Origin of the sequence: Flavobacterium sp. CG_9.10 (genome assembly GCF_015752245.1) — a bacterium.
Lineage (GTDB): Bacteria > Bacteroidota > Bacteroidia > Flavobacteriales > Flavobacteriaceae > Flavobacterium.
The window spans coordinates 297,887-321,844 of sequence record NZ_JADOVD010000001.1; the positions used below are offsets into that span (position 1 = coordinate 297,887).

The following is a 23,958-nucleotide window of genomic DNA, read 5'->3' on the forward strand; positions in this document are numbered from 1 at the left end:
CTTATTAATTTTGATTTGTAGTATCTATTTTAACTATTGGTGTAGTAGCTTTAACAGTTGGAACTACGGTGGTTTTTTTATTTAATACAGAATCTTTAGGCGTAGTTTCAATCGCGCTAGATTCTTTAATTCCGCCTAATATGGCATATTGGTCTTGTAAACTTGTTGCTAATATGCGCGTCTCCAAATCAGTTCTCGTGATTTTTGTTCTTAAATATTTTTCAATCATCAAACTGGCTATCGGACCTGCAATTGTTGCGCCAAATCCACCATTTTCAACTAAGATTGCTATTGCAATTTTAGGGTTGTCTTTTGGTGCAAAAGCAACAAAAATAGAGTGATCTTTTAGTTGTATTCTTTTACCGCCTATTCTAGCAAAATTCTCTGCCGTACCGGTTTTACCGCAAATATCGATTCCTTCCACACGCAATGAACTAGCTGTTCCCAGATTATAAACATCAAATAGACCACTTATCATAGGTTTGAAATATCTTCGATCTATAGTAGTTACATGTTTTGTGGTGAATTTTTTATCTATACTTTTTCCTTGAATTTTCTTGATGATATGAGGTGTGTAATAATAACCTTCATTAGCAACTGTTGCCATCATGTTCGCAAGCTGAATGGGTGTCATTAAAACTTCTCCTTGACCAATGGCGTTAGATACAATTGTTGTGCTTCTCCAACCTCCATTAGGATAGATTTTTTTATATGTTTTTGAATCAGGAATGTTTCCTTTTTTTCCTGTTGGCAAATCATATCCCATAAATTGGCCTAATCCAAAGCTTTTGACGTGATTACTCCATACATCGACAGCATAAGCTGGTTTGGCATATTTATTTATCGTTAGCATATAAGCGCTAGCGAAATAGGTATTACAGGAATTGTAAATTCCATTATGCAATTGATGTGGACCAAAACCATGGCATTTCATGAATCGTCCTCTTGCATAACTAAAACCATGGCGGCACATAAAAGTAGTCTGTTCATTTACTGCTCCTTCTTGCAGCGCAACCAGACCTGTAAGGATTTTAAATGGAGATCCTGGAGGATATTCCGCTAAAAGACCTCTGTCGTATAGTGGTTTAGCGATAGAGTCATGATATAAAAGCGTGTAGTTTTTAGATCTTTTTCTACCCACTAAAATGGAAGGGTCATAAGATGGCGCAGTGACCAATGCCAGGATTTCCCCAGTTTTAGGTTCGATAGCAACGATACCTCCCCTTTTATTGATCATTAATTGTTCACCATACTTTTGAAGTTCAGCATCAATAGTAAGATTTATATCTTCGCCCTGAACAGCAATTGTATCGTATTTTCCGTTTTTGTAAGAGCCAATTTCTTTATTGTATTTGTCTTTTTGAAAATATTTTACCCCTTTTATCCCTCGTAAAATATCTTCGTAACTTTCTTCAACTCCTTGTCTTCCAATTAAATCGCCACTGTTATAATAGGGATTTTTCGCAACTAATTTTTCGTTTACTTGAGTAATAAATCCAAAAACATTGGCGCCGTAATCTACCTCGTAGTCTCTTAATGAACGTTTTTGAAAGTAAAAGCCTTCGAATTTTCGGATTTTTTCTTGAAAAGCCGCAAATTCACTTTTGTTTAATTGAGGTAAAAAAACAGAAGGTAATCGTGGACTGTATATTTTGGCTTTAGCCATTCTTTTTAGGAAATCCTCCTTGGTGATATCCAATAATTGACAAAACTCGGTAGTGTCAATGTCTTTTACATCTCTTGGAATTACCATGATGTCATAAGAAGCTTGATTGGCAACTAATAATTTCCCATTTCTATCATAAATATAACCTCGCTCCGGATAATCATATTTTATTTTAATGGCATTATTATCAGATTTTAGTTTGAAGGAATCATCAACAAATTGCAAAAAGAATATCCGTATCACTAGCAATGACGCTGCAACAATGATTAAAGAAGGCAGCAATACTTTTCTCATCTTCTGTTTGGCTTAATAAGATATATTATTATTATGCAAATTAGTATAGTAAACACGGAGCTTAATAGTGCTCGAAGTAATATGTCTAAAAGGAAGCTAAACTGAAAAGCTTCGAAGATAAACAATGTGAAATGGTGAATAACAACGGAAAGCAGTATAAAGGAAAATCGCTCTGGAGTTAATACATCATTTAATTTGATAGTTTGATATTCATAACTCAAACCGAATGAAAATTTGAAAATAAAAGGTCTAAAATACGCTAGGACTAAGCAAGCCGTCGTGTGAATACCTCCTGAATTAGAAAACATATCCATGATAAGTCCAAGAAGGAAACTGGCAATCAATAATCCTGATTTATTGCCATTTACAGGATATAATATTATAAAAAGTATATATGGAAAAGGACTTATGTAGCCCAAAAAATTCATGTTATTGAAAATAACAATTTGAACTGCTAATAACAGAACAAATCGAAAAATATTGACTAACAAAGTGCTATTCATTTTTTTCTTTTTTTTCTAAATTATTAAGTTCTTCGCGGTCTTTGCTTTTAATGATATAAACGTGCCCTAAATTGGTCATATCATTGAAAAGTTTCACATTCAATGTATAATAATTAGTTTGATTATCTGTGTAGATTTTATCAATAGTTCCAATGTTTATGTTTTCAGGAAATATTACCGATTGTCCACCGGTTACAATCGTATCTCCTTTTCTAACAGCAGCTAGTCTTGGAACATCAATCAATTGCACGAAGCCTGTATTTTTCCCATCCCAAATTAAAGAACCGAAATGATTGGATTTTTTAATCTTTGCGTTTATTTGAGATTTTATATTTAAAATACTCACCACAGTAGAATAGTTTGGTGATGTGTTGTCAATGATACCTACAATTCCCAAGTCATTGATTACTCCCATGTCTGGTTTTAAACCTTGGATTTCGCCTGAATTTAAAGTTAAATAGTTTTCATGTACATTGAAAGAATTATGAATCACTTTTGAAACTATGATATCGGATGGTTTTACTCCTTTTAAGCTGTCTAATTTTTTTATTGCAGTGGTGTCTTTTTTATTAAATAGAAGACTTTTTAATTTTGCATTTTCAATAGCAAGTGCATCATTTTGAGTTTTTAAATTTAAGTATTCGTGGAGATTATTCACTTTTTCATAAACACCTCCGCTTAAAAAATTAGCGGAACTGATTATTTTACTTCTGTGGAAAGAATGGGATTGAATAGTAAGAGTTAACGAAATACCCAAAAGCAGCAAAAACAGTATACGATTACTGTTTTTAAAAATAAAATTAAATATTTGCTGCATTTTTTTTAATTAAAAATTTTTAAAAAAATCAAATTCCAAACTCCAAAAGTATCTGATTACCATTGGAATTTGAAAAATTGGAATTTGTTATTTTATAAGAATACTTTTGAATTTTGTGATGTTTTTAAGCGCCATACCAGTTCCTCTAACTACAGCTCTCAATGGATCTTCGGCAATGTAAACAGGTAAATCTGTTTTTTGCGAAATTCTTTTGTCAAGACCTCTCAACATCGATCCTCCTCCAGCAAGATAAATCCCTGTATTGTAGATATCCGCTGCTAATTCTGGAGGTGTTTGAGATAAAGTTTCCATTACAGCATCTTCAATTCGTTGAATTGATTTGTCTAATGCTTTTGCAATTTCACGATACGAAACTTCTACTTGTTTTGGTTTACCAGTCAATAAATCTCTACCTTGAACTGACATGTCTTCAGGAGGAGTTTCTAAATCTTCTGTTGCGGCACCGATTTGAATTTTTATTCTTTCAGCAGTAGTTTCTCCAACATAAAGGTTGTGTTGGGTACGCATATAATAAACGATATCATTGGTGAATACATCACCTGCAATTTTCACTGATTTGTCGCATACAATTCCACCTAATGCGATTACAGCAATTTCAGTAGTTCCACCACCTATGTCTACAATCATGTTTCCTTTTGGCTGCATGATGTCAATTCCAATACCTATTGCTGCTGCCATAGGTTCATGTATCAAATAAACTTCTTTACCGTTAACTCTTTCACATGATTCTTTAACCGCTCGCATTTCAACTTCGGTTATACCGGAAGGAATACAAACAATCATTCTTAATGCGGGAGTAAACATCCTTTTCTTTAATGCTGGGATGCTTTTTATAAACAAGCTTATCATTTTTTCAGAAGCATCGAAATCTGCAATTACACCATCTTTCAAAGGTCTAATTGTCTTAATATTTTCATGCGTTTTACCCTGCATCATGCTTGCTTCTTTACCCACAGCAATGATTTTGCCTGATATTCTATCACGAGCAACTATTGAAGGGCTGTCAATTACAACTTTATCATTATGTATGATTAAAGTATTTGCGGTACCAAGATCTATTGCGATATCCTCGGTCATGAAATCAAAAAATCCCATAAGTTTTTTAGGGGTTAAAAAGTTATAAATTTGAGACGGGCAAAGTTAAACAAATTAATGTTTAAAATGACGCGTTCCAGTAAATACCATTGCAACTTTATTTTCATTGCAATAATTGATGCTCAATTCGTCTTTTATTGATCCACCGGGCTGAATTACTGCAGTAATACCTGCCTCTTTTGCAATTTCCACACAATCGGGGAAAGGAAAGAAAGCATCACTTGCCATCACGGCTCCGTGTAAGTCAAAATGAAAATTATTTGCTTTTTCTATGGCTTGTAATAAGGCATCAACTCTTGATGTTTGTCCTGTGCCAGAGGCTATAAGTGTACCGTTTTTTGCAAAAACAATCGTGTTTGATTTTGTGTTTTTACAAATTTTAGAAGCAAAAATTAAATCTTCAACTTCTTGTTCTGAAGGCGCTGTATTAGTAACGGTCCTTAAGTCGTCTTTATTGTCTGTAATACTGTTTCTTTCTTGAATTAAAACTCCATTCAAGCAAGAACGAACTTGCTTTTGTGGTAATACTACTTCATTTTGAACTAATATAATTCTGTTTTTCTTTTCTTGTAAAATGGCAATAGCCTCAGCATCAAACTCAGGAGCGATAACAACTTCGCAAAATAATTTATTTATTTCTGTAGCAGTTTCAACATCGATTTTTGTGTTTGAAATCAATACTCCTCCAAATGCTGAAGTGGGGTCACAAGCCAAAGCAACGTTGTATGCCTCGCTTATTGTTGCTCTTGTAGCTAATCCGCAAGCATTGTTGTGTTTTAATATGGCAAATGTAGGTCCGTCATTTTTGAATTCATTAATCAAATTAACGGCAGCATCTACATCTAATAAATTGTTATACGACAATTCTTTTCCGTGAAGTTTTTTGAACATAGCGTCAAAATCGCCAAAGAAAAACCCTTTTTGATGTGGGTTTTCTCCGTATCTCAGTACTTGTCCATTAGCAATACTTTGTTTGTATATTGTTTCGTCAGTATTGAAGTAATTGAAAATAGCAGTGTCATAATGAGAGGAAACATGAAAAGCTTTTGTTGCCAACAACTTTCTGTCTTCAAGAGTTGTTGCTCCATTTTGATTCGTAATCAAATCTAAAAGCAAACCATATTGGTCCACTGAAGCCACAATTACGGTATCCTTGAAATTTTTTGCGGCAGCGCGAATTAATGAAATTCCGCCAATATCAATTTTTTCAATAATATCAGCTTCACTGGCTCCTGAAGCGACTGTTTTTTCAAAAGGATATAAATCAACAATAACCAAATCAATTTGCGGAATATTAAATTCTTCCATCTGTTGTACATCACTCTCGTTGTCTTGACGATTTAAAATACCTCCAAAAACTTTTGGGTGTAATGTTTTTACTCTGCCACCAAGAATGGAAGGGTATGAAGTTACATCCTCAACTGGTATTACAGGAATTCCAAGGTTTTTTATAAAATCTTCAGTCCCACCTGTAGAATAAAGTATGACATTTTGAGAGTGTAATTTTCTTACAATAGGTTCAAGCCCTTCTTTAGAAAATACCGAAATTAATGCAGATTGAATAGTTTTAGTTGTGCTCATTGTGTAGTTATAATTATAAAATGCAAAAATAGTTTTTTTTTGATTATAAATTTCTATCATCGTTCGTAACATTATCTTAAATAATCATACTAACTGGAAGATAGGTTTTGATTAGGATTTAGAATAAAATTTATTGAATTTTACCTTAACACAAAAATGATTGTATGTTAGTCTATTTTCGATTATTAAAAGAGAGTTTCAGTTTTGCGATGAATGCTTTAACAAACAATAAATTAAGGACTTTGCTTTCTTTATTGGGTGTTACCATAGGTATTTTTTCTATAATAGCTGTACTTGCAGCCGTAGATTCTTTAGATAGAAAAATTACAAAGGATTTAAGCAGCTTAGATAAAAACACTATTTATTTAATGAAATTTTCTTTTGGACCCTCGGATATTCCACAATGGAAGAGGGAGCAGTTTCCTAATGTGGAGTATGATGAATATACCTATATGAAAGGTACTATGACTAATACGGCCCAAATGGGATATCAAATATTTACCAAAAGAGAATCTATTAAATATGATTCTAAAACGGTAAGTGACGTCAATGTTGTACCGGTTTCACACGAATTTATAGATATTCAAGGGCTGGAGTTTGAGAAGGGGAGATTCTATAACGAATCGGAAGCTAATTCTGGTGCGACTGTAATTGTCTTGGGAGATGAAATTGCTAAATCATTGTTTGAAAATTTAGAACCCATAGGAAAAAATGTACGTTTGTACGGGAAACGCTTTACGGTAATAGGTATTTTGAAAAAAGAAGGTGCAGGATTATTTGGAGACAGTAATGATACCACTGTTTTTATTCCCGTTAATTTTGTTCGTCAATTATACGGGGACAGTAATAAGTCATCAACTAATGTGATTATTTTAAAACCTGAAAAAGGGGTTGATATGGAAGCTTACAAGGGTGAAATATCGCAAAAATTAAGAAGCTACAGAGGATTGAAAGCGGGGGAAATTGACAATTTTTTTATTAATGTGTTTTCCGGTTTCACCGATTTTATTGATGGTATTTTAGGACAAATGAACGTTGTGGGATGGATTATCAGTGGTTTTTCTCTACTTGTTGGAGGTTTTGGTATTGCCAATATTATGTTTGTATCTGTAAAAGAACGCACTAATTTAATTGGAATCCAGAAATCATTGGGTGCGAAAAACAGGTTCATCTTGTTTCAGTTTTTATTTGAAGCAATTATACTTTCTGTAATTGGTGGAATAATTGGGCTTTTGTTAGTTTGGATAATTTCCGTTGTTTTAACAAAATTGGTGGATTTTGAATTCGTTTTAGGCATGGGAAATATTCTCTTGGGAACTGGCCTTGCTGCATTAATTGGCTTGATATCTGGAATCCTCCCTGCTATTGCCGCTTCAAAATTAGATCCTGTTGAAGCGATCAGAACGGGAATGTAGGTTTTAATAATTTTGATTATAGATCTAATATAGAAGCGGCTTTCAAAATATTTGAAAGCCGCTTTGTTTTTGTTTGTTATTTTTAAACAAAAAAAATCCCGATTATCTCGGGATTTGAATTTATCTTATTTCGTTGTTTTGAATTAAATCAATGTACAAGTTAATCTTGTCTTTCAATTCTTTTCTAGGCGTTATAAAATCTAAGAAACCATGTTCCAATAGGAACTCAGCAGTCTGAAAACCTTCAGGTAAATCTTTACCGGTCGTGTCACGCACAACTCTTGGTCCTGCAAATCCGATTAATGCGCCTGGTTCAGAAATGTTAATATCTCCTAGCATGGCGTAAGAAGCAGTTGTTCCACCAGTGGTTGGGTCAGTACAAAGTGAAATGTAAGGTAATTTTGCTTCGGCAAGTTGCGCCAGCTTTACTGATGTTTTTACTAATTGCATTAACGAGTATGCCGCTTCCATCATCCTTGCTCCACCTGATTTTGAAATCATAACAAATGGCAGTTTGTTTTGGATAGCGTGATCAATTCCTCTTGCGATTTTTTCACCTACTACTGCTCCCATCGAACCACCAATGAAGGCAAAATCCATACAGCAAATCACCAATTCCTTACCTTTTGATTTTCCAACTCCTGTACGTACTGCGTCCTTAAGTTTGGTTTTTTCCATGACATCTTTTAACCGGTCTGCATATTTTTTTGTATCCACAAAATGCAAAGGGTCTTTAGAAGTCATGTTTTTATCTAATTCAACAAATTCATTATTGTCAAATAAAATTTGAAAATAGGCTTCACTTCCAATTCTGACATGAAAACCATCTTCAGGGCTTACATATAAGTTACGTGCCAATTCATCGGCATCAATAATTTTTCCAGTAGGAGATTTGTACCAAAGACCTTTTGGGATGTCCATTTTGTCTTCAGTAGGAGTTGTAATCCCTTTTTCTTTTCTTTTAAACCAAGCCATATTTTTGTAATTATAAATTATAAGTTATGAGTTATGAGTTATAAGCTATAATCCATAACTCATAACTCAAAATTTATAACTTAAAGTGTATTCACGTTGTTCAAGTCAGCAAATGCTTGTTCAAGTCTTGTATTGAAAGTGATTTCGCTTTCACGCAACCATTTTCTTGGATCGTAATGTTTTTTGTTTGGAGCATCAGAACCTTCTGGGTTTCCAATTTGAGTTTTTAAATAGTCAATATTTTTGATCATGTAATCACGAATACCTTCAGTAAATGCAAATTGCAAGTCAGTATCGATATTCATTTTTATTACACCGTAGCTAATACCTTCTCTGATTTCCTCCAATGTAGAACCGGAACCACCATGGAAAACAAAATCTACGGGATTAGGTCCTGTATTGAATTTGTTTTGAACGAAATCTTGAGAATTTTTTAAGATTTTTGGTGTCAATTTCACATTTCCTGGTTTGTAAACACCGTGAACATTTCCAAAAGCGGCTGCTATTGTAAATCTTGGGCTTACTTTCGAAAGTTCTTCGTATGCGTAAGCAACTTCTTCCGGTTGTGTATATAATTTTGAACTGTCAACATCAGAGTTGTCAACACCATCTTCTTCACCACCTGTAATTCCAAGTTCGATTTCCAATGTCATTCCCATTTTGCTCATTCTTGCTAAGTATCCTTTGCAAATTTCAATATTCTCTTCGATTGGCTCTTCAGATAAATCGATCATATGAGAACTGAATAATGGTTTTCCTGTTTCAGCAAAATGTTTTTCTGAAGCATCCAATAAACCATCAATCCAAGGCAATAATTTTTTTGCACAATGGTCGGTATGAAGGATAACGGTTGCTCCGTAAGCTTCCGCCAAAGTATGAATGTGTAAAGCACCAGCTATTCCACCTGCGATTGCAGCTTTTTCATTAACGTTAGAAAGTCCTTTTCCAGCATTGAACTGAGCTCCCCCATTAGAAAATTGAATAATGACCGGAGCATTAAGTTTTGCAGCAGTTTCAAGAACGCCATTTATTGTGTTAGATCCCGTAACATTCACAGCTGGAAGAGCAAATCCTTTCTCTTTTGCGTAATTAAAAATTTCTTGTACTTGATCTCCCGTAGCTACGCCCGGTTTTATATTATGTGCCATTGTGTGTTTTTTTAGTTATTAATTTTTAGTTTTTAGATTGCAAAAATAAGAATTAATTAGCATTAGAACGGGTAATTTATTCCAAAATTTAAAACCGAGTGGGCAAGATTGTATTCGTTAAACCATTTTTTACCACTTTCATTCGCTGGATTATAAGTCTTGAATCCTAAATCGAAACGAATTACAAAAAAACTAAAATCATATCTTATTCCAAAGCCGGTGCCTAGTGCAGCATCTTTTAAATCACTAAAACTGGTAAAAGTTGACTTTTCATCCTTCACATTATCCAATACATTCCATATGTTTCCGGCATCAGCGAAAAGAGCTCCTTTTAAACCGCCTAAAATTTTGAATCTAAATTCTCCACTAACGGCTATTTTCATATTTGCTTCGTTGAAATCATCAATAGCACCGCTGCTTCCCGGTCCTAAAGCATAAGGTTGCCAAGCTCTGTTATCATTAGATCCGCCGGAAAAATAACTTCGTGAAAAAGGAACGTTGTTTGAATTTCCAAAAGGTATGGCAATACCAAAAAAAGTTCTGACTGCAAAGACTTTTTCTTTCGTTAAATCCCAGTGTTTAATATATTCGAATTCTGTTTTTACATATTCTGAATATTCTAAATTGAATAATTCATGGTTGCCATTTGAGTTTACAGGTTGATTTAAAGTTTTTTCTACTACTGATAAAAGTGTACCTGCAGATTCAATTTTAGTCCTAAAAAGATGAAAATTATTATCTAACAGATCTTTTTTAGTTGTTTTTGTAAAAGAAAAACTGGTCGCCAAAATAAGATCATTTTCGCTAAGTCTAATTCTTCGCTCTTCAATACTTCTCACTCTTTCAAAATCTGTTTTTTCTATTGGTTTTGTAAAAGTTCCGGTTCCTGTTAAAACGTCATTGGTAAAACCAGCGGTTCCTTCCTCAATAATTAAATCACGATTTTTGTCAAAATAAGAATTGGTAGTATTATAGGCTTGTCCTATTTCATTTAATGCTTTATAAGAAGATTGGTAAACGTTAAAATAATTTTGTGGATTTAAATTTCGCACAAATTGTATGTTGAATAAATCAAAACGGGCTGTGTTGTTTTTTTTAGGTGTCCAATTGTAAGTTAAAGCCCCGGTAAAATTTTCCTTGTCTAAACCAATATTTCTCTGCTTTGTAAATCCTGCAATGACGAGCGTTGACGGAATCATACTTTTAGGAATAATTTTCTCTGTACTAAAAGGCATGAAAATCCTTGGGATATTCAGTTTTAAATCAAGTCCGTATTCTAAAACATTGAAGAAATTATTTTTAGGGTTTGCCAAATCTTTTGATGAACCAATGTTCCCTCGAGCGCCCACTTCTAAAGTTTCGGCACCATTAAAAACATTTCGAATCGTTTCAGAAACACTCAATCCAATACCAACATCTTGAATGTTAGAATGGGTTAAATCTAAGGTCGTCCCAAAACTATATTTTTTCCTCGGTGTCAGGTATATTTTGGCAATTAATGAGTGCGCCGTAGTGTCTCTAGTGTCAACTTCGTACTGAATGGAGGGGTAATTAAAAATTTTAAGATTGTTCAAATACCGCGTTGTTAAAACTGTTTTGTTGTCGGCAAATAAATTTCCCTTATTGATAAAGATGGCATTAGTAATGGCGCGCGGTTTGTATTTTAGCTTTTCCTGACTGTATAAATTAAAATTATTATAAGTGGTGCTGTCCGTTATATTTAACTTCTTAGTGGGTGAATAATCCGTGTAAATTTTTACATCACTTATTTTATACATTTTAAAAGGCTCTGTTTTACTCGAGTCTTGCTCTTGATACGTATAATTATTGATAATTAAATTTACATTTGCCTTATTTACTTTTTTTATGGTGTCAATATCAAAAGTTACATAATTAGGTTGAAAATAATACACACCATTATTTCTAAAGTGCGTAGTGATTCGATTTTTTTCATTTTCAAAATCTATTGTTTTATATTGATTGCCAGATTTTATTAAAGTGTTAGATTTTATAGATTCATATAAAGAGTCTAAAACAGGAGTTTTAATAGTTGTCTTTATGGTGTCCAATGAATACGGTTCACGAGTAATAATCGCGTATTTTATTTTGGCTTTTTTACCGCTCAAAGTATCTATCGTATAATTCGCTTTTACATTAAAAAAACCAGTATTAAAATAGTAATATTTCAAACGCAAAATCGATTTATCAATTTTCGTCTTGTCAATAATTACGGGAGGTTCTCCAGTCTTTTTTAAAAAATCATGGATTCCGTGGTACCAAAAAGACTTCCCAAGACGGTCCACTTGTTTTGAAGATAACCATTTTGATTTCCGTTCGTATTTTCCTGGATTATTAGTAAATTTGGCTTGATAGGTGGAGTCTGGATTTAGGTTTGCCAAATTATATAAATTCAAACGCAATCGATACCCTAAAAAAGTGCTATTCGGTTTTTGGTAAAGCTGGTTGAAAAGGATTTCTTCTTTTGAAGTCTTGTCATTTACCTTAATTTCATTTTTGGTAAGAAGTAATTTCCCTTGGGGAACTCTTTTTACAGCGTTACAGGCGCAAATAAATATTGCTATTAGAATAAATGCTGCTATTTTTGTGGAAATCTTCTTCAAGTGTAATAAATATTTTAATTCAAAAGTACATTATTTTATGGTTAGTAAAAACCAAATAAAACTTATAACGAGTTTACAGCAAAAAAAATATAGATATAGCAATAAATTATTTTTTGCCGAAGGGGTAAAGGTAATACAAGAATTTCTTCATTCAAATTTTGAATTAGAGCATTTGTACTCAACTCAAAATGATTTTGACGAAGTTTCAAATTTAAAAAAGACGATTATTGATGACAATGATCTGAAAAAAATTAGCGCATTAGCTACTCCAAACTCCTGTCTGGCCGTTTTTAAAATGCCAGTGGAGAAAAAAATTATTGAATCAGGATTAATTCTTGGGCTTGATTCCATTCGTGATCCGGGAAATTTAGGCACAATATTGCGGTTATGCGATTGGTTTGGAATCAATCAGTTAGTGTGTACTAAGGAAACAGTTGATATTTATAATCCAAAAGTAGTTCAGGCAACAATGGGTTCAATTACCAGAGTAAATGTAAATTATATTGATTTGAATGCTTTTCTGGCTCAAACAAAATTGCCGATTTTCGGGACTTTTATGGATGGAGAAAACATTTATAAATCCGCTTTGCCTCAGGAAGGAATTATCATCATGGGAAATGAAGCCAATGGAATTTCGTCCCAATTGGAACAATTAATTCAAAAAAGAATAACGATTCCTCGTTTTGGAGACATCCAAAAAACAGAAAGTTTAAATGTAGCTACAGCTACAGCTATTATTTTGAGTGAATTTCGTCGATGATAGTAAAAAAATGATAATGGTTTTTAATGGAAAGTAAAATTGATAAAAACGGCTCTGGTTTTTATGGATTCAATATTGCTTGTCCACGGACTATTAGGATCATTATCCCTAATTAACTCGTCTTTAAGCCCAAAAACACCGCGAATTGAAGGAGAAAATATAAAATATGGTGAAAAAAGATCAATTCCAAAACCCAGTTCGTAATTTGTAGTCCAAGGCTTAACTCTAAAACGCTGCGCTGAATTATCATCTACCGATTTTGAATTACTGGATAAATTTAAAGTGGTTGAAAGACCGCCTTCAAGGTACGGGCGAATATTTCCAGTTCGTAGGGAAGAGAATTTCAATAATAAAGGAAAATGAATATAAGTACTGTTAACTTCTCTTATAGCATCTGCTGTTTTAGTAAAACCCGGATAATATAAATCTCTTTTGGTATAATACAATCCGGGTTCAAACCGTAAGTTTATATATTCATGAAGTTTTAAATCGCCAACAATTCCCACATTAAAACCAGTTGTTTTTTTTACCTGAATATCCGGACCAACAGTTTTATAATCTATTTTGAAATCATAAGAATTGAACCCTAAAAAATAGCCAAAATAAAGTCTTTTATTCTGAAAATTTTCGAGATTAATAATTGGATCCTTACTGAACATGTTTTTGGTAAACTGCGCATATCCGTTCAGAGTAAAGGCAAAGAAAATTAAGAAAACTATTTTTTTCATGTTAAAGCTAAATGATCTTCAGTACTATTTTTTTGAAGCAGAATAAATGGTGGCCACGCCAAATGTTTGAGGCATAGCTATAACATCTATAAACCCCGTTTTTCTCAAAATATTGTTTAATGCTTCTCCATAAGGAAAGGCAGCTGAAGATTCTGATAAATAGCCGTACGCCACGTTATCTTTAGAAAATAATTTTCCTATTATAGGAAGTATATTTTTACTGTAAAAATGATACCCTTGTTTATAAGGAGTTTTTTCAGGAACGGAGGTTTCCAAAATTACAAATACCCCATTTGGTTTTAAGACTCTTAGAATTTCAGATAATCCTTTTTCTAAGGTTTCAAAATTTCGAACACCAAAAGCAACAGTTATCGCATCAAAATAATTGTCTTCAAAAGGCATGTTTTCAGAATCCGCTAAAATCATTTCAATAGTTTTAGATAGATTTTTAGCGGCAATCTTTTTTTTGCCCACATCAAGCATTCCCGCAGAAATATCTAGTCCGATGATTTTTTCGGCATTAGTTTGGGCCATTAAAATAGCCAAATCTCCTGTTCCTGTTGCAATGTCTAAAATTATTTTAGGATTGGATTTAGCTACTATTTGCAATACTTTTTTGCGCCATTTTATATCGATTCCAAAAGAGATGACACGGTTTAGATTGTCATAATTCCCGGAAATGGTATCAAACATTTGAGCAACTTGTTCCTTTTTTCCTAAGGTCGAATTTTTATATGGAGTAATATTTTTTGACATTTTATTTTTATTTCCACAAATATAATACAAACGATACGAACTAAAAATGGGTTTCAAAATTTGAGTACACTTTATTTGATGAAAAGTGCTACTGATTTAGATATTGATTAAAAAAAAACTGAAATATCACTAAAAGTGGGTATTGTAAGAATGATTTTTAAAGGTCAATTTTACCATTTAGTATTAAATAATTACAGCAATGATTAAGAGGGGTTTAATGACTCAAACAAAGTGGTTTTTTCTTGCGTTAACAATCTCATTTGTTCTTGTAAGCTGTGTTGAAAGTACCTTTTTACAAACTGGTACTTTGTTAAAAGCGCAACATACGTTCTTAGGATTAAATTTGTTTTTGGAAATTTTGGTTTTCTTTGTCTTTAGTACCTTCGTGGTATTTGGTATTAAAGGCTTTTTTGAGATGTATTCTCAAAAGACATCAAATATTATTATCTTCATTTCTGGAGTATTTTTAATATTTGTAATTTTTATTTTATGTTTTCAAATACTGTTTCAAGAGTAGGTCATTTCTCTTTTCATTGCAAAAAAAAACATCCCGTAATGGGATGTTTTTTATTTTCTTAAATAGGTGTCGTAACTATAATCGTAAAGATGTTTTTCATCTTTTTCATTAAATTCCGAATTTGTTTTTTCCCACTCTTCAAGATTTATTTCAGGGAAAAACGCATCAGCGTCAAAAGAGTGATGCACTCTTGTTAATTCAATTTTATCTGTAAAGGGAAGTCCCAAAGTATAAATTTCACCACCGCCAATAATAAAAGAAGTTTCATTTAAAGGGCAGATTTCAAGTGCTTTTTCCATGCTGTCCACAACGATGCATCCTTCAGGTTTGTAATCTTCCTGTCTGGAAATTACAATATGAATGCGATTAGGCAATGGTTTTGGAAAGCTTTCAAATGTTTTTCTCCCCATTATGATATGATGGCCTGAAGTTAGTGTTTTGAATCTTTTGAAATCATTTGGAAGATGCCAAACCAATTCATTGTTTTTTCCAAGCGCATTGTTTTCGGCAGCTGCCGCAATCATTACTATCATTTTTTTTAAATTTTATGTAGCGGATTCTTCATTTATTTGTGATTCTAATTGAGTAAGCTTCTTTTGCTGTAAGGCAACGAGGCGGTCTATTTGTTCTCTTTCCCAATCTTTACTCATAAAACGGTCGGTTATATAAACTTTTATAAAATGCAATATAAAAAGGAAAAACCAGATTGTAATGAACCAAAGATGCCAATTTGAATCCATGCCAATATTAAAAAAAGTATGGCCAATAAATAAAAATAGACTTCCTAAAAGAAATAAAACTGCATGAAAATACAAGCCTTTTTTTTGTTTTATTCTTCGTCGAGCATATTCATATTGTTCATGTATTTCTTTTTCCATGGTTAGTTTTTAGTTTATAAAGATAAAATTTATTTCGGAAAGGTAATATTTTGGTTGGGTATTATTTAGTAAGAAATCGTTTTCTTATTTTGGATATCAAAATTAAATCTTAGAAATTTAGGAAATCATTTAAAAATTAACACACTTTATCTGATTCCATCAAAACTTCATTTGGTTTTTTGAAAGTTCAAGTGAATTCATTTTCTTTGTTACATAAATCTAAAAATGAAATAGTTATGTCGATAAAGAAACAATTTGTGAAAACAAAACCAGTGTGTAAAGTTACGTTTTCGGTAGAAGCAAAACAAGCTGCATCAGCATCAGTAGTTGGTGATTTTAATGGTTGGAATTTAGAAGAAGGTGCGTTAAGTAAATTAAAAAATGGAACTTTTAAAGCTACTTTCGACTTGAACAAGGATTCAACTTATGAATTTAAATATGTTATTGACGGTGAATTCGTTAATGAGCCGGAAGCAGATTCATTCCTGTGGAATGATTTTGCCGGAGCAGAAAATAGCGTTTTAACGGTCTAAATAAATACATAAAAATCCGCTGTGAAGCGGATTTTATTTTAAAAATGGTCGCGTTTTAAACAGCAACGCTCCCTTTTATTAGGGCGTGTGGTTCGTAGCCTTCGAGCGTGAAATCTTCGAAATTAAAATCAAAAATATTTTTTATGGCTGGATTTAAAATCATTTTTGGTAGTGATTTTGGCTCTCGTGACAATTGTAATTCGAGTTGTTCAAAATGATTGTTGTAAATATGTGCATCGCCGAAAGTGTGGATGAATTCTCCAACTTCCAGATTACAAACTTGTGCAATCATCATTGTTAGCAATGCGTATGAAGCGATATTGAATGGAACTCCCAAGAATATATCGGCGCTACGTTGGTATAACTGGCACGATAGTTTTCCATCAGATACATAAAATTGAAAGAAAGCATGACATGGAGGCAAAGCTGCTTTGTTGTTCGCAACATTTTCGTCAAATGATTTAGTTGTGTCAGGCAAAACAGATGGATTCCAAGCCGAAACAAGCATTCTGCGGCTGTTTGGATTCGTTTTAAGTTCAGTAATGAGATCTGAAATTTGATCAATTTCTTCGCTGTTCCAGTTGCGCCATTGATGACCGTAAACCGGACCCAAGTCGCCATTGGCATCAGCCCAAGCATCCCATATTTTTACTCCATTTTCTTGAAGATAAGCAATATTTGTGTCGCCTTTCAAGAACCAAAGTAATTCATAGATTATGGATTTTAGATGCAATTTTTTAGTGGTTACCATAGGAAAACCTTCGCTTAAGTCAAATCGCATTTGGTACCCAAAAACACTTTTTGTGCCTGTTCCTGTTCGATCTCCTTTTTGACAACCGTTTTCCATTACGTGTTGTACTAAATCTAAATATTGCTTCATTTGTTTTATGCTTTATGCTTTATGCCATAAGCTGTAAATCAAAGTTTGTATTTTGCTTTGAGCATACAGCCTAAAACTTAATGCTTTTTACGATTATCTTTTTGAAATTTCATCTCTTATTTTTGCTGCCTTTTCATAATCTTCGTGCGTTACCGCTTGGTCGAGTAACTCATTTAATTCCTGTAAACTATGTTTGGAATAAGTGCTGCCGGATTGATTGCTTTCTTCTTCTCTTCCAAAAGTATCTGGATTAGAAAGCACGTCATCTATTTCTTGAGAATCTTTATTGGCATCCGAAGGATTTGCTTTCAAATAAATACCAGCTTTGTCGAGAATGTTCTTGTAGGTGAAAATAGGAGCATTGAAACGCAAAGCCAACGCAATAGCATCAGAAGTGCGAGCATCTATAATTTCCTCAATTTTATCTCTTTCGCAAATGATACTGGAATAAAAAACACCATCTACTAACTTATGGATTATGACTTGTTTTATAGTGATATCAAAACGCTCAGCAAAATTTTTGAATAAATCATGCGTCAAAGGACGTGGTGGTTTTATCTCTTTTTCTAAAGCGATAGCAATAGATTGTGCTTCAAAAGCTCCTATGACAATAGGTAACTTTCTTTCGCCATCAACTTCATTCAAAATCAAAGCGTAGGCTCCATTTTGAGTTTGACTATATGAAATTCCTTTTATAGATAATTTTACTAAGCTCATGGTTGTAAAAGTGAAAAGTACATGGTACCTAATTAGTGTTGTTTTTTGATAAAAATTAAAAATGCAATTTTAATCAAAAAAAGGCTAACAAAAAAGCTACCTAAAAACAAAGATACGAATATCTTAATTTTAGGCAGCTATATGCTACTATTTATTATGTGAAGGAATCTTAAAATTAAGAATGGTGCTCCTTGAATGCTTTAAGCTTCTCAATCAATTTGGGAACGATTTCAAATGCATCACCAACAATTCCATAATCGGCAACCTTGAAGAAAGGCGCTTCTGGGTCACTATTGATAACTACTTTTACTTTGGAAGAATTGATTCCGGCAATATGTTGTATTGCTCCAGAAACTCCAATGGCGATATACAAATTAGCGGCAACAGGTTTTCCGGTTTGCCCTACGTGTTCTCCGTGAGGTCTCCAGCCTAGATCTGAAACTGGTTTAGAACAAGCAGTTGCAGCTCCAAGAACAGACGCTAATTCCTCTATCATTGCCCAATTCTCAGGACCTTTTAATCCGCGACCAGCTGAAACAACTATGTCGGCATCGGCAATGGTAACTTTTCCACTAACTTTTTCAACTGATTCTACTTTTACGCCAAAATCATTTTCTCCTATTGTTGGATTGAAATCTTCTTCCGTTAATGCAGATGCACTTTCGAAAATACCGTAAGAATTTTTGGCAAGTCCTAGCACTTTTACATCAGTGTCAATTTCAGTGATATTAAAAGCTTTGTTTGAAAAAGCGTTTCTTTTTACTTGAAAAGGAGAAGTACTTACAGGTAAACCAACCACATTTGAAGCAAATCCAGCTTCTAAAGCTACTGCAACAAGTGAGGAAAGGTAAACGCTATCAGTAGTTGATGATAACAAAATTAATTTAATGTTTTCTTTTTGAGCCGCTTGTTTAATTACATCAGCGTACGCTTTTGCAGTAAATCCTGATAATTTATCGTTGTTTACTTTTAAAACTTTGTCTACTCCGTATTTTGATAGTTCTGAAACATCTCCTGCATTTACAGTCACTGCTGTAACCGTTGTTCCTAATGATTCCGCTACTTTTTTTGCATATGAAGCCAATTCGAAAGCTACTTTCTTGAATTTTCCTTCTGCGTACTCTGCGTATATTAATATTGACATGATTTTTTTGTTTAAAAGTTTAAAAGTGTAAGGTTTAAAGTTTTGCAACTGAAAACTGCGACTGAAAACTGATTACTAGATTACTTTCGCTTCGTTGTGTAATAAATTGATTAACTCATCTATATTGTCAGACGAAATTAATTTCACTGCAGATCTAGGAGCCGGTTTTTCAAATTTTATAGCTTTAGTAGATGTTGATGCATCTACAGGCTCAAGTATAGTTAAGACTTTAGTTCGAGCAGTCATAATTCCTCTCATATTTGGAATACGCAAATCTTTCTCTTCAACCAATCCTTTTTGTCCACCAATAATTAATGGTAAAGTGGTAGCAACTGTTTCTTTTCCACCGTCAATTTCACGAACCGCTTTTACATTGGTACCATCAACCGTTAGGGAAGTACAAGAATTCAAGAAGTTATAACCTAAAATACCGGCAATCATTCCAGGAACCATTCCGCCATTGTAATCCAAAGATTCTTTTCCTGCGATGATAACATCGTACCCGCCATTTTTTATTACTTCAGCTAGTTGCTTGGCAACAAAAAAGCCGTCTTTTGGATTTGCGTTTACACGAATCGCTTCGTTTGCGCCTATTGCTAATGCTTTTCTCAAAGTTGGTTCTGTTTCTGGTCCCCCAACGTTGACAACAGTAACTGTTGCGCCTTGTTGTTCTTGGAACCAAATAGCACGTGTTAAACCAAATTCATCATTTGGATTAATTACAAATTGTACTCCATTTGTATCAAATTCAGAGTCTCCGTTGATGAAGTTGATTTTTGAAGTAGTATCAGGAACGTGACTGATGCAAACTAATATTTTCATAATTATAGATTTAATTTTCTTAATCGCTGTTACAAAATTAGAATAATAATTCGAATATATACTATGCATGCATAATATTTTTTACCTAAACTATTACGATTTCGGGAATTAGGTAGCGAGATTTAGCTATTGGGTTAACGAAGACAGCTTTTGGTAGATAATCGTTTAGTTATTTTAGTGAAGATAAGGATTGTTAAAAAAAATAAATGAACTGGAATTTAATCGTTCGATTTGCCCCTTCAACAAATGTAATTATTACTGACAAAAGGATTTCTTCTGTATTACATCGATTTCGTAGCCCGAATAAAAGCGGCATCCTTCTTGCAGTCTAGTTTTTTAGGACTAGACTGCAAGAAGATATAGCGGTTAGCCGGAAATAGCTCGTGATTATTTTAAAGTGATTTATGCATTTAAGTGATTTTAAATATTTATTTTTGCTTTTCGAAAATTACACACGTACAATATACAACTATGAGAACTATACAATTTAGAGAGGCCATTTGCGAAGCGATGAGTGAAGAAATGCGTCTGGATGAGTCCATATACTTAATGGGTGAAGAAGTTGCTGAATATAATGGTGCGTACAAAGCATCCAAAGGAATGCTTGCTGAATTTGGCGAAAAAAGAGTTATTGATACTCCAATCGCTGAGCTTGGTTTTACTGGTATTGCAGTAGGATCAGCGATGAACGGGTGTCGTCCAATTGTAGAATATATGACATTCAATTTCTGTTTAGTGGGAATTGATCAAATTATAAATAATGCGGCGAAAATGCGTCAGATGACTGGTGGACAATTTAATGTGCCTATCGTTTTTCGTGGGCCAACCGCTTCAGCAGGACAATTAGGAGCGACTCACTCACAAGCTTTAGAAAACTGGTTTGCAAATACTCCAGGTCTTAAAGTTGTGGTTCCTTCTAATGTTTATGATGCCAAAGGACTTTTGAAAGCTGCAATTCGCGATAATGACCCTGTCATTTTCATGGAATCAGAGCAAATGTATGGGGATAAAGGAGAAGTTCCAGATGGTGAATATTTAATACCGCTTGGTGTTGCAGATATTAAACGTGCCGGAACTGATGTTACGATTGTATCCTTCGGAAAAATAATCAAAGAAGCTTATATTGCTGCCGATGAATTAGCGAAAGAAGGAATTTCTTGTGAGATTATCGATTTAAGAACCGTTCGTCCTATGGATCATGAAACGATTTTAACTTCGGTTAAGAAAACAAATCGATTGGTAATTCTTGAAGAGGCTTGGCCTTTTGCAAGTGTTTCATCGGAGATTGCATATATCGTTCAAGAGCGTGCTTTTGATTTTCTTGATGCGCCAATTCAAAGGATCACCACTGCTGATACACCAGCGCCATATTCTCCAGTATTACTGAAAGAATGGTTGCCAAATTCAACCGATGTGATTAAGGCGGTAAAAAAAGTAATGTACAAATAATCAATAACAATACTAAAGAAACTTCATCATAAGAAATTTGATGGAGTTTTTTTTTACAATTATGAAAAAAATCCTAATATTAAGTCTGCTTTTTTTATTCGCCTTTGCGAATGACATTTTTGCGCAAACAAAAGTGAGCGGCATTGTTCTCGATAAAACAAATCTTCCTATTCCTTTTGCAAATGTAGTTTTCAAGGATTCGTACGAAGGTATTGTTACCAATGAAGACGGTCGTTTTTATATCGAATCAGCAAAAACATATACCACAATAGTTGTATCTGCGGCGGGATTTTCTGAGAGGGAAGTTAGTTTGGATAAACCGGTGAATTATAATTTCAAAATTGTGTTGAGCGAAGCCGAAAGCTTAAAAGAAGTAGTAATTTTTACGGGTAAAACTTCAAAGAAAAGCAATCCTGCATTAGATATTCTTAGGGAAATTTGGGCGCACAAGCGCAAAAATGGTTTGAATTTATTTGCTCAATACCAAATGGAAAAGTATGAAAAGGTAGAGTTTGATATGAATACAATTGATAGTGCTTTTATGAAAGGTAAGCTTTTTAAAGGCATGGAATTTATTTTCGATCAAGTGGATACTTCTAAAATCACCGGAAAAACCTATTTGCCTGTTTTTATCAATGAAGCGTTATATGATGTGTATGGCGATACTAAATTGAAGAAGGTAAAAGAGAAGATGAAGGCTAACAAAACATCAGGTTTTGAAGAGAATCAACAAATTTTGTCCTTTGTAAAAGATTTGTATTCGGATTATAATATCTATGACAATCATCTTACTTTTTTTGACAAAAGTTTTACAAGTCCTTTATCTACTACTGGAATTGATGTTTATAATTACGTGTTAAGAGACAGTGCGTTTGTGAATAAAAAATGGTGCTACAATATAGTGTTCTATCCTCGTCGTAAAAACGAGCTGACTTTCAAAGGAGATTTTTGGGTAAATGACACCACGTTTGCTATCAAAAAGATTAACCTAGCGGTTACCAAAAGTGCCAATATCAACTGGGTAAAAGACATCTATTTAGAGCAGGAATTTGACGTGGTAAATGATTCCGTCTTTTTATTGACTCGCGATTATATTATGTCTGATTTTGCTTTGAACAAAAAAGAAAAATCAAAAGGACTTTATGGAAAGCGAACTTCATTGTATAGAAACCATGAATTTAATAAGGAGAAGCCAGCCTCTTTTTATAAAGATGAAGTCAATTATGTTGATAAATCAGTTTACGAAAAAACAGATGATTTTTGGCATGAAAACCGATTTGAAAATTTAAGTAAAGATGAATTGGGTGTTTATAAAATGCTGGACACGTTGAAGACCGTCAAGAAGTTCAAACAAATAACGAGTTCAGTAAAAGTGCTTGCCAGTGGTTATGTGCAGTTTGGCAATCTGGATTATGGCCCTATTTTTTCGACTTTTGGATATAACGAAGTAGAAGGTGTTCGATTGCGCACTGGAGCAAGAACTTATTTTGGTACTGGTGATACTTGGCGATTACAAGGGTATATGGCCTATGGTTTCAAAGACGATAAATTCAAGTACGGATTTTCCGGAAAATGGATGGTCGATAAGAAAAACCGACTTATTTTATCTGGAGGAAACAGGCGTGATGTGGAACAAATAGGCGCGAGTTTAACAACATCAACGGATGTCTTGGGTAGAAGTAATGCTTCGTCGACGATTTTTGCTTCTGGGAATAATGGTAAACTGACAAACATTAATTTAAGTACTGTTGGTCTGGAAATTGAACCAGTCAAGAACTTGACCTTTCAAACTGGATTTTCCTATCGAACCTTAGAATCTGCTTCACCTACATTTAGTTTGGATTATTATACGGATGCAGCCCAAACGATTACGAAAAGCGATGTCAAACAATCAGAGGTTAATTTTCGGGTAAATTTTACGCCCAAAAGAAAAGCGATTGGATTTGCTGTAGAACGAGATATTGTGGACAGTCCATTTAGTGATGTTTTTGTCAATTTCAGTCACGGCTTTAAAGGTCTTTTCAATAGTGATTTTAAATACGAAAAAATCCAATTTTATTATAAACAACCCATCATAATAGGACCTTTAGGTCGTTCAAACATCATTGTTGAGGTGGGGAAAACCTTTGGTACAATTCCTTTGGGATTGATGAGCGTTATTCCAGGAAATCAAACTTTTTTCTCTAACGAAAGTAGCTTTAGTAACCTGAATTATTATGAGTTTATTACGGATCAATATGCTACATTTCAATGGAATCATAATTTTCAAGGAAGATTGTTTTCTAGAATCCCTTTTATGAGAAAACTCAATTGGAGGGAAATTATTGGGGTAAGAGGAGTATATGGAACGATATCAGATGCGAACAGAGCCATTAATGCTTCGGGGTTAGCCTATAATGCACCTGAGAACGTATATTGGGAATACCAAGCGGGAATTGGGAATATTTTCAAATTTTTGCGTATTGATTTGGCTTGGAGAGGCAGTTATTTAAACACGCCGGATACCAATCGTTTTTCCGTAAAAGGATCATTTGGTTTTTATTTCTAATACTTGACCAATCTGTCATTAGGATAATAAGCGGAATTTGGAGCTATTTCCAGCTGTTCACTATATCTTTTTATCTCGTTTTCAAAACGA

Annotated in this window: 21 protein-coding genes; 5 read left to right on the top strand and 16 right to left on the bottom strand. The window is 33.7% G+C overall.

The annotated features are described in order from the left end of the window. Positions 1-4: 4 nt before the first annotated feature. The 5 genes from mrdA to purH form a co-directional block, all read right to left on the bottom strand. Positions 5-1,960: a penicillin-binding protein 2 gene (gene mrdA, locus IWX84_RS01320; RefSeq protein ID WP_196848948.1), complete on the bottom strand. Its 1,956-nt coding sequence runs from the start codon at positions 1,958-1,960 to the stop codon at positions 5-7. Continuing rightward, positions 1,957-2,463, bottom strand: a complete 507-nt coding sequence (locus tag IWX84_RS01325) for a rod shape-determining protein MreD (protein ID WP_196848949.1) — start codon at positions 2,461-2,463, stop codon at positions 1,957-1,959. Before IWX84_RS01325 ends, mrdA begins: the two co-directional genes overlap by 4 nt. Then, positions 2,456-3,280: a rod shape-determining protein MreC gene (mreC, locus tag IWX84_RS01330; protein ID WP_196848950.1), complete on the bottom strand. Its 825-nt coding sequence runs from the start codon at positions 3,278-3,280 to the stop codon at positions 2,456-2,458. Before mreC ends, IWX84_RS01325 begins: the two co-directional genes overlap by 8 nt. An 87-nt stretch (positions 3,281-3,367) precedes the next feature. Further along, positions 3,368-4,396 (bottom strand): rod shape-determining protein, encoded by a 1,029-nt coding sequence (locus IWX84_RS01335; RefSeq protein ID WP_196848951.1) that lies wholly within the window; start codon positions 4,394-4,396, stop codon positions 3,368-3,370. Positions 4,397-4,450: 54 nt separating this feature from the next. Beyond that, positions 4,451-5,977, bottom strand: a complete 1,527-nt coding sequence (gene purH, locus IWX84_RS01340) for a bifunctional phosphoribosylaminoimidazolecarboxamide formyltransferase/IMP cyclohydrolase (RefSeq protein ID WP_196848952.1) — start codon at positions 5,975-5,977, stop codon at positions 4,451-4,453. A gap of 164 nt (positions 5,978-6,141) precedes the next feature. Between purH and IWX84_RS01345 the strand changes: the two genes are divergently transcribed. Continuing rightward, positions 6,142-7,392, top strand: a complete 1,251-nt coding sequence (locus tag IWX84_RS01345) for an ABC transporter permease (RefSeq protein WP_196848953.1) — start codon at positions 6,142-6,144, stop codon at positions 7,390-7,392. 120 nt (positions 7,393-7,512) lie between these two features. Here the strand turns inward: IWX84_RS01345 and accD are convergent, their stop codons facing one another. From accD to IWX84_RS01360, 3 genes are all read right to left on the bottom strand, one after another. Further along, a complete protein-coding gene (gene accD, locus IWX84_RS01350; RefSeq protein WP_196848954.1) occupies positions 7,513-8,367 on the bottom strand; it encodes an acetyl-CoA carboxylase, carboxyltransferase subunit beta in 855 nt (284 codons plus the stop codon). Between the two features lie 80 nt (positions 8,368-8,447). Further along, the gene (gene fbaA, locus IWX84_RS01355; RefSeq protein ID WP_196848955.1) at positions 8,448-9,515 is read right to left on the bottom strand and encodes a class II fructose-bisphosphate aldolase; all 1,068 of its coding nucleotides are present in this window, start codon (positions 9,513-9,515) and stop codon (positions 8,448-8,450) included. Positions 9,516-9,577: 62 nt separating this feature from the next. After that, entirely contained in the window at positions 9,578-12,136 is a 2,559-nt protein-coding gene (locus tag IWX84_RS01360) for a BamA/TamA family outer membrane protein (protein WP_196848956.1), read from the bottom strand. A 37-nt stretch (positions 12,137-12,173) separates the two neighbouring features. On the opposite strand from IWX84_RS01360, the gene IWX84_RS01365 reads away from it, so the two are divergent. Continuing rightward, complete coding sequence (locus IWX84_RS01365; RefSeq protein ID WP_196848957.1) at positions 12,174-12,896, top strand: TrmH family RNA methyltransferase; 723 nt, start codon at positions 12,174-12,176, stop codon at positions 12,894-12,896. Positions 12,897-12,919: 23 nt separating this feature from the next. Here IWX84_RS01365 and IWX84_RS01370 read toward each other — a convergent pair whose 3' ends face one another. The 4 genes from IWX84_RS01370 to IWX84_RS01385 form a co-directional block, all read right to left on the bottom strand. Further along, positions 12,920-13,624, bottom strand: coding sequence for a porin family protein (locus tag IWX84_RS01370; protein WP_196848958.1), 705 nt, complete (start codon positions 13,622-13,624; stop codon positions 12,920-12,922). Positions 13,625-13,648: 24 nt separating this feature from the next. After that, complete coding sequence (gene ubiE / locus IWX84_RS01375; protein WP_196848959.1) at positions 13,649-14,380, bottom strand: bifunctional demethylmenaquinone methyltransferase/2-methoxy-6-polyprenyl-1,4-benzoquinol methylase UbiE; 732 nt, start codon at positions 14,378-14,380, stop codon at positions 13,649-13,651. Between the two features lie 567 nt (positions 14,381-14,947). Then, positions 14,948-15,430, bottom strand: a complete 483-nt coding sequence (locus IWX84_RS01380; protein ID WP_196848960.1) for a dihydrofolate reductase — start codon at positions 15,428-15,430, stop codon at positions 14,948-14,950. Between the two features lie 12 nt (positions 15,431-15,442). Then, positions 15,443-15,775, bottom strand: a complete 333-nt coding sequence (locus IWX84_RS01385; protein ID WP_196848961.1) for a 2TM domain-containing protein — start codon at positions 15,773-15,775, stop codon at positions 15,443-15,445. Positions 15,776-16,011: 236 nt separating this feature from the next. On the opposite strand from IWX84_RS01385, the gene IWX84_RS01390 reads away from it, so the two are divergent. Continuing rightward, the gene (locus IWX84_RS01390) at positions 16,012-16,308 is read left to right on the top strand and encodes an isoamylase early set domain-containing protein (RefSeq protein ID WP_196848962.1); all 297 of its coding nucleotides are present in this window, start codon (positions 16,012-16,014) and stop codon (positions 16,306-16,308) included. Positions 16,309-16,363: 55 nt separating this feature from the next. Here the strand turns inward: IWX84_RS01390 and IWX84_RS01395 are convergent, their stop codons facing one another. From IWX84_RS01395 to IWX84_RS01410, 4 genes are all read right to left on the bottom strand, one after another. Continuing rightward, a complete protein-coding gene (locus tag IWX84_RS01395) occupies positions 16,364-17,188 on the bottom strand; it encodes a thymidylate synthase (protein WP_196848963.1) in 825 nt (274 codons plus the stop codon). A 93-nt stretch (positions 17,189-17,281) separates the two neighbouring features. Beyond that, complete coding sequence (locus tag IWX84_RS01400) at positions 17,282-17,905, bottom strand: bifunctional nuclease family protein (RefSeq protein WP_196848964.1); 624 nt, start codon at positions 17,903-17,905, stop codon at positions 17,282-17,284. A 175-nt stretch (positions 17,906-18,080) separates the two neighbouring features. Next, on the bottom strand, positions 18,081-19,049 hold the full coding sequence (locus IWX84_RS01405) for an electron transfer flavoprotein subunit alpha/FixB family protein (protein ID WP_196848965.1): 969 nt from the start codon (positions 19,047-19,049) through the stop codon (positions 18,081-18,083). A gap of 75 nt (positions 19,050-19,124) precedes the next feature. Further along, positions 19,125-19,871: an electron transfer flavoprotein subunit beta/FixA family protein gene (locus tag IWX84_RS01410; RefSeq protein ID WP_196848966.1), complete on the bottom strand. Its 747-nt coding sequence runs from the start codon at positions 19,869-19,871 to the stop codon at positions 19,125-19,127. Positions 19,872-20,318: 447 nt separating this feature from the next. Here IWX84_RS01410 and IWX84_RS01415 point away from each other — a divergent pair, with 447 nt between their 5' ends. Further along, positions 20,319-21,320, top strand: coding sequence for a pyruvate dehydrogenase complex E1 component subunit beta (locus IWX84_RS01415; RefSeq protein ID WP_317192088.1), 1,002 nt, complete (start codon positions 20,319-20,321; stop codon positions 21,318-21,320). Positions 21,321-21,381: 61 nt separating this feature from the next. Next, on the top strand, positions 21,382-23,868 hold the full coding sequence (locus tag IWX84_RS01420; RefSeq protein WP_196848968.1) for a DUF5686 family protein: 2,487 nt from the start codon (positions 21,382-21,384) through the stop codon (positions 23,866-23,868). Positions 23,869-23,958: the final 90 nt, after the last annotated feature.

Bases quoted from the DNA above. Each gene is read 5' to 3' on its own strand.
- mrdA (WP_196848948.1), bottom strand. From the start codon at position 1,960: ATGAGAAAAGTATTGCTGCCTTCTTTAATCATTGTTGCAGCGTCATTG.
- IWX84_RS01325 (WP_196848949.1), bottom strand. From the start codon at position 2,463: ATGAATAGCACTTTGTTAGTCAATATTTTTCGATTTGTTCTGTTATTA.
- mreC (WP_196848950.1), bottom strand. From the start codon at position 3,280: ATGCAGCAAATATTTAATTTTATTTTTAAAAACAGTAATCGTATACTG.
- IWX84_RS01335 (WP_196848951.1), bottom strand. From the start codon at position 4,396: ATGGGATTTTTTGATTTCATGACCGAGGATATCGCAATAGATCTTGGT.
- purH (WP_196848952.1), bottom strand. From the start codon at position 5,977: ATGAGCACAACTAAAACTATTCAATCTGCATTAATTTCGGTATTTTCT.
- IWX84_RS01345 (WP_196848953.1), top strand. From the start codon at position 6,142: ATGTTAGTCTATTTTCGATTATTAAAAGAGAGTTTCAGTTTTGCGATG.
- accD (WP_196848954.1), bottom strand. From the start codon at position 8,367: ATGGCTTGGTTTAAAAGAAAAGAAAAAGGGATTACAACTCCTACTGAA.
- fbaA (WP_196848955.1), bottom strand. From the start codon at position 9,515: ATGGCACATAATATAAAACCGGGCGTAGCTACGGGAGATCAAGTACAA.
- IWX84_RS01365 (WP_196848957.1), top strand. From the start codon at position 12,174: ATGGTTAGTAAAAACCAAATAAAACTTATAACGAGTTTACAGCAAAAA.
- IWX84_RS01370 (WP_196848958.1), bottom strand. From the start codon at position 13,624: ATGAAAAAAATAGTTTTCTTAATTTTCTTTGCCTTTACTCTGAACGGA.
- ubiE (WP_196848959.1), bottom strand. From the start codon at position 14,380: ATGTCAAAAAATATTACTCCATATAAAAATTCGACCTTAGGAAAAAAG.
- IWX84_RS01380 (WP_196848960.1), bottom strand. From the start codon at position 15,430: ATGATAGTAATGATTGCGGCAGCTGCCGAAAACAATGCGCTTGGAAAA.
- IWX84_RS01385 (WP_196848961.1), bottom strand. From the start codon at position 15,775: ATGGAAAAAGAAATACATGAACAATATGAATATGCTCGACGAAGAATA.
- IWX84_RS01390 (WP_196848962.1), top strand. From the start codon at position 16,012: ATGTCGATAAAGAAACAATTTGTGAAAACAAAACCAGTGTGTAAAGTT.
- IWX84_RS01395 (WP_196848963.1), bottom strand. From the start codon at position 17,188: ATGAAGCAATATTTAGATTTAGTACAACACGTAATGGAAAACGGTTGT.
- IWX84_RS01400 (WP_196848964.1), bottom strand. From the start codon at position 17,905: ATGAGCTTAGTAAAATTATCTATAAAAGGAATTTCATATAGTCAAACT.
- IWX84_RS01405 (WP_196848965.1), bottom strand. From the start codon at position 19,049: ATGTCAATATTAATATACGCAGAGTACGCAGAAGGAAAATTCAAGAAA.
- IWX84_RS01410 (WP_196848966.1), bottom strand. From the start codon at position 19,871: ATGAAAATATTAGTTTGCATCAGTCACGTTCCTGATACTACTTCAAAA.
- IWX84_RS01420 (WP_196848968.1), top strand. From the start codon at position 21,382: ATGAAAAAAATCCTAATATTAAGTCTGCTTTTTTTATTCGCCTTTGCG.